Here is a 5504-nt window from a genome sequence, read left to right as displayed (position 1 = left end):
CGCCGCCTGCGAAGGGTGTTCTACCTGTCCGCGCAGACCAGCGTCATCAAGGACGGCCCCAATCGGGACTACTACTTGAAGAAGCGCGGCGAGGGGCTCAAGCACGTGCAAGCCCTGATCGCACTGGCTCGTCGGCGCGTCAGCGTCCTGTGGGCGCTCCTGCGCGACAACCGGGTCTTCACCCCCGATCCGGTCACGCAGACGGCTTGACTCCGTCATTGAGACTCCTGGATCGCTCGTTGGCGTAGACACCCTCCGAGCTACCACGAGGCCCTGCTTCCATGCCCGGTGCCGGCTGCGATCACCCGATCGAGACTCCCGTTCGACGAGCATCACTCAAGATCTGAAACTACGGGTAGGTTTCCCTGTCTGACGCTTTTCGTTGACACGCACCCGAGCCGTCCCGACGATGGTCTTCATGCGTTTTCTTCGGCGGCTGCGCGCGGATCTCTCGGCAGGGGAGAACCTGGAGATCTACACGACAGCACTGCTCTCCTTGGTGCTGGCCGTCCTCGGGGTCCTCGGCACGGTCGGAAGTGAGGTCCTGGCCGCCGCCACGCTCGCGACGCTGGCCCTGCTGGCCGGCGGCCTGCTGGGTAGCCGCAGGCAGGTGGCGGAGCTGGCCGCTGAGGTGCGCGCCCGGGGCAGGGGGGAAGTCTCCGCCGAGGACTTTCTCGGCAGGGACAAAGCGGACCTTATCGAACATGTGCGCGCCGCACAGGACATCCGTATCGTCGGGGTGACGCTCTCACGTACGCTGCGCAACCTAGTGGACGAACTCCAGCGCAGGGCCGTCGCCGGAGCCGTGGTCAAGGTGGCGCTGATAGACCCTGCCGGTTCCGCCCCTGACGAAGCGGCACGCCGCAGCACGATCCCCGACCGGGCCGAGATGTACCGCAACCGGCTTCGCTCGTCCGTCGACCTGCTCCGCGAACTCGCCGAGACGCCCGGTGCAGAGGGCAGGGTGGAGGTCCGCTTCCTCCGTTTCGTCCCGGCCTTCGGATTGCTCCTGCTCGATCCGCAGCGGCCCGGCGGCCGCATCCACATCGACATCTACTCGCACAGCTCGGCCAGCGGGGATGCCGTCTTCACAACCCTGCCGCACCGCGACGACCAGTGGTTTCGACACTTCCAGACCGAGTTCGACAGCGTCTGGGAGCACGGCCGACCGGCTGATGCCTCGGACGGCTTCCCCGTAGCCCCGGGGGCATGAGCCGAGCTCACAGGCAGTTGTCTATCGGATGTGATCGGCGGGAATCCGTTGGTCAGGTATGGGAAGGTCCCGCGATCACCCGAGCGAGACTCACGTTCGATCGACAACTCCCTTGATCGGTACGACAACGGCTTCTTACGCTCTCGCCATCCGCCTTCGAAGAGGACATCGAGCTCAGCAGGGGTGATCTCCGAGGCAGCCTGGACCAACTCCCTCGCGAACACCACGCGCTCAGGCCCACTCAACCGCAGCAGGCTTCCACCCAACCGAAGGTACCGCCGTCCGGGCGTGACGAATCGGCGGACCAAGCCCAGCAGCTCAGGGTCGGTGGTGGCATGGCGCATAGCTGCATCTTTGCCCGGTGAACGCCCAGCGGCCAGCGGTTTTACCCAAGGGGCTGCCGAGCGGTGATCGCTAGTTCAGAGAACACATCAAGGTCGGCCGCACCCTCTACTCGGTCCCTTGGAAGCTGATCGGCCGCAAGGTCGACGTCCGCTCCACCGCCACCATGGTCCAGGTCTTCCACGAGGGCGAGCTGGTCAAGACCCACGCCGCACTCGACCAGGGCAAGCGTACGGACAAGAGCGACTACCCGCCGGAGAAGATCGCCTTCCAGATGAAGACGCCGATCTGGTGCCGCACCCAGTCCTCCGAGGTCGGCGACGCCTGCCGCGAGGTGATCGACCAGCTGCTGGAGGTCAACGCGCTCTACCGGCTCCGCGCGGCCCAGGGGATCCTCGGGCTGCGGAAGAAGTACGGCGACCAGCGGCTGGAGGCGGCCTGCACCAAGGCCATCGCGGTCGGCGACCCCTCCTACCGCACCATCAAGGGCATCCTGATCGCGGGCACCGAGACCGACCCCGAGCCGGAGACCGGCGACGCCGGGGCCGCGGCCTTCCTCCACGGCCCCGAGGGCCTGTTCGCCACGAGCATCCCCTCCCAGACCTCCGGCGAGCCCGAGGGCACCCCGGGCCACGCTGACGCCGACAACGCCGAGGAGACCGCTCGATGAGCGTGATGGACACCACCCTGCGCGAGTCGCTGAAGGCGCTTCGGCTGTCCGGGATGCTGGAGACCCTCGACGCGCGGCTGATCCAGGCCCACGGCGGCGAACTCGGCCACCTGGACTTCCTCCAGGTCCTCTGCCAGGACGAGATCACCCGCCGCGAGACCGTCGCCTTCCAACGACGCCTGCAGAAGGCGAAGTTCGAGCAGCAGGTCACCCTGGAGGAGTTCGACTTCACCGCCTCCCCGAAGCTGCCCGCGGCCCAGATCCGCGACCTGGCCGCCCTGCGCTGGCTCCACGCGGGCGAGTCGGTGATCTTGTTCGGGCCCGTCGGGGTGGGCAAGACACACGTCGCCCAGGCCCTCGGCCACCTCGCCGTCCGCCAGGGCGCGAACGTCCGCTTCACGAAGACCAGCCGGGTCCTGGCCGAGCTCGCCGGCGGCCACGCGGACCGCACCTGGGACAAGCGCATGCGCGAGCTGATCCGACCCGATGTCCTCATCCTGGACGACTTCGCTATGCGGCAGCTGAGCGCGGCTCAGGCCGACGACCTCTACGAGCTGGTCTCCGAGCGGCAGGGGCGTTCGCTGATCATCACCAGCAACCGGGCCCCCAGCGACTGGTATCCGCTCTTCCCCAACCCCGTCGTCGCCGAGTCGCTGCTGGACCGGCTGATCAACACCAGCCACCAGGTGATCATGAACGGCCCCAGCTACCGGCCGAACAAGCGCCCCAGGAACCCCGCCGAGAAACCTTCGGCCGCCTGACCGCTGCCACCGAGTGCTGAAGTGACTGCTGCCCGCAGCCCCGCGGGTCCAGCCCCACCAGCCCACGTGGATGATGGCGGGGTGACGGACATCAGCGACGCCCATGTGAAGGTCCACTTCCGGATGGAGATCGACGAGGACGGCTGGCCGCCCGCGAGCGTCGAGAGCCTGTGGGCAGTGGACCTGGGCGATGGAACGGTGCGTCTCGACAACACGCCATGGTTCGTTCGTGGCGTCGCGAGCGGCGATGTCATCCGCGTGGATGTCGACGACGACGGCCTGCGCTGGGCCGGGGAGACCGTTCATGCCTCCGAGAACTGCACGATCCGGTTGATCGTGCTGAAGGACGGCGGTTCTGCTGCGGCTCGGCAGACGGTGTTGGAGACCTTCCATCGGCTCGGCACCACCGGCGAGGGCATCGAGCAGTTCGGGATGGTCGCGCTGGACGTCCCACCGGAAGCGGACATCCACCGGATCCGAACGCTGTTGGAACACGGCGCCGCCAAAGGGTGGTGGCACTGGGAAGAAGGATGTGTCACTGCTGCATGGGAGGCCACAGCCAGCACTGAGGCTGGCTGAGCGCCACCAGGACAGCTCGGGTCAGCGAGAGGGTGGGGAATTATCTGGCGTTTGACCTGGGGGAATTAGCTGACCGTCGACACAGCCCAAGGCTCCCGGTCCTGTGCCTCTCAGGAGCGGCGTCCGCGCCATCGGGGGGATCGCTCCGGAAGTGCGGATGACAGACGCGGCGTGGTCCTGGCAGCATCAGCCAGTTGCCCTGACCGGACTGATCATCGGCGGATCACCACGTCCAGTAGCCCGTATCTGATGCCCGTCTGCTGGTGTGGTCGGAGGTTGACCCCGACCGGCATGCCTTCGCCTGGAGCAGTGAGGAGGAGGCCGAGGTCACGGCGAAGGTCCTCGCGCTGGCTCCCTCAGGCAACGGCTACTCGTTGAGCTTCGACGACTTCTTGAACCCGGTCACGGAGCTCCTGGTCAGCCGCTATGGCCGGTGGGCCTGCGAATGGCACTGGGTGGTTCGGGCACTTCTGACGGGACGTCGCCTCGCTCAGCTTTGAAGAGCGGGTCCTTGAGCTTCGGGAAGCTCATCGAACCGTCCTGCTGCTCGTTGCCGTAAGCCTGCCGCGCTCATCGTCATCGTTTTCGGAGGGTCTTCGGCTGCCCTCTGACTCAAGGCGGACGACCAGTGGACGGTCAGCCATCACCCTCCTCGAAGACCGTCGCCGTACGGTACCGGTCGGGCGCGGCTAAGCAGATGCTCTTCCGGCCTTCCTCTAACCCCCCACGCCTCGGGTCGGACCAGGCTGTGCTCGGCCTCGGTCCGCGCGGAGTCTTTCCTCCAGCCCCGCTCCCCCGCGGTCGGCCGGGATGGTTCGAGGATCCGGTCCGGCGATTTTCCGCGGAAAATTCTGTGGTTCGGGACGGTCGGCGCCACCGGTGTCCAGTTCGTCGAACCGGCCGACCGAGCAGTGGAAGCCGCACGCAGACCAATCCCTCGGTGCCGGTTCGGCGGGCCGACCACGCCGGTGGCGTCGGGTCTCGGTGGAACCTCGGTGGAACCTCGGTGGAACCTCGGTGGAACCTCGGTGGAACCGAACGCGGCGAGGGCAGCCGGTCAGGAATTCGGATGGCCTGCTGGCGAGGCTGTGCGAGCATCGGCGGGTGATCGACGATGAGGAGCTCTTCAGCGCCGACCTGATCGGGAAGCGACTGCTGAAGGTGACCACGGCTTGGCATCACTACGCTGACGACGAGCCGTCGCTGGTGCACCTGTGGCTTCACTTGGAGGGGTTGGGCCCGGTCCTGTTCCACGCGCCCTCGACAGGCTTGTCGCTGCGGGCCTCTCAGCCGTATGAGCTGTACTCGATGGACGAGTACGGAAGCGTCTCCGTGATCGACGATTCGCCGGTTGTTCCGGTGGCCCGTTTCATCGGACAGTCGATCCGCTCGGTTCGGGAGATCGACTACAACGACGGCCGGGTCCGCTTCACAGCCGGCCTCACGCTCCAGTTCCCGGACGGGAGCATCCGCATGCTCGCTCTCACCGACGATCTCCTCATCTCGCACCATCAGCACCTGGGTGCGGTCGAGGCCCACCTGCACGAGGACGTGACCATCGCGCGAGTGGTGCAGACCTCCGGGGGCTGCCCCTCCCAGTGGGATGCCTGGACGACCACGGGCCAGTACCTGTACCTGCGGTACCGGCACGGCGAGGGAAGCGTCGAGCAGCATCCGAGCGAGGACGTCGACACCTGGGACGGCGAGGAGTCGAGCCTCTGGACCAGGTGGGACGACGGAACCGACGGCGGCCCGATCGCACTCACCGATTTCCTCGCCGTGGCTGGCCTGCGGCTGGCCCCGGACGCCGAGGTCCACACCACACCGCGGATCGACCCGAAGGCCTGAGAGGACGTTAAGTCCGTTTCTGGATGATCTGGTGTCGCCCGTTCGTGTGTACGGAGTCGTTCAGGCTGACTCGGGTGTCGTGTGCATGGTG

5 protein-coding genes and 2 pseudogenes are annotated in these 5504 nt (G+C 66.9%); 6 read left to right on the top strand and 1 reads right to left on the bottom strand.

The window, feature by feature from the left end; translation table 11 throughout:
- Together AC0B61_RS36865 and AC0B61_RS36860 are read left to right on the top strand one after the other, a co-directional pair.
- A pseudogene (locus tag AC0B61_RS36865) lies at positions 1 to 210 on the top strand (IS110 family transposase); the annotation flags it as partial.
- A 208-nt stretch (positions 211 to 418) separates the two neighbouring features.
- Positions 419 to 1213 (top strand): hypothetical protein, encoded by a 795-nt coding sequence (locus tag AC0B61_RS36860; RefSeq protein ID WP_471746863.1) that lies wholly within the window; start codon positions 419 to 421, stop codon positions 1211 to 1213.
- Between the two features lie 146 nt (positions 1214 to 1359).
- Here the strand turns inward: AC0B61_RS36860 and AC0B61_RS36855 are convergent.
- A pseudogene (locus tag AC0B61_RS36855) lies at positions 1360 to 1557 on the bottom strand (DUF6000 family protein); the annotation flags it as partial.
- 86 nt (positions 1558 to 1643) lie between these two features.
- Between AC0B61_RS36855 and AC0B61_RS36850 the strand changes: the two are divergent.
- The 4 genes from AC0B61_RS36850 to AC0B61_RS36835 all read left to right on the top strand — a co-directional run bounded on the left by AC0B61_RS36850 (position 1644) and on the right by AC0B61_RS36835 (position 5413).
- Positions 1644 to 2225 carry a Mu transposase domain-containing protein gene (locus AC0B61_RS36850; RefSeq protein WP_471746865.1) on the top strand — a complete coding sequence of 194 codons (582 nt, stop codon included), beginning with the start codon at positions 1644 to 1646 and terminating at the stop codon, positions 2223 to 2225.
- Positions 2222 to 2986 carry an IS21-like element helper ATPase IstB gene (istB, locus tag AC0B61_RS36845; RefSeq protein ID WP_471746861.1) on the top strand — a complete coding sequence of 255 codons (765 nt, stop codon included), beginning with the start codon at positions 2222 to 2224 and terminating at the stop codon, positions 2984 to 2986. Before AC0B61_RS36850 ends, istB begins: the two co-directional genes overlap by 4 nt.
- 81 nt (positions 2987 to 3067) lie before the next feature.
- Positions 3068 to 3565: a DUF4265 domain-containing protein gene (locus AC0B61_RS36840; RefSeq protein ID WP_471746859.1), complete on the top strand. Its 498-nt coding sequence runs from the start codon at positions 3068 to 3070 to the stop codon at positions 3563 to 3565.
- A gap of 1017 nt (positions 3566 to 4582) precedes the next feature.
- Positions 4583 to 5413, top strand: a complete 831-nt coding sequence (locus AC0B61_RS36835) for a hypothetical protein (protein WP_471746858.1) — start codon at positions 4583 to 4585, stop codon at positions 5411 to 5413.
- Positions 5414 to 5504: the final 91 nt, after the last annotated feature.

This window comes from Kitasatospora sp. NPDC023385 (genome assembly GCF_055664045.1).
This window is presented reverse-complemented; position numbering and strand designations above follow the sequence as displayed.

Excerpts from the sequence above, each read along its gene's own strand:
- AC0B61_RS36860 (WP_471746863.1), top strand. The coding sequence starts at position 419 with ATGCGTTTTCTTCGGCGGCTGCGCGCGGATCTCTCGGCAGGGGAGAAC.
- istB (WP_471746861.1), top strand. The coding sequence starts at position 2,222 with ATGAGCGTGATGGACACCACCCTGCGCGAGTCGCTGAAGGCGCTTCGG.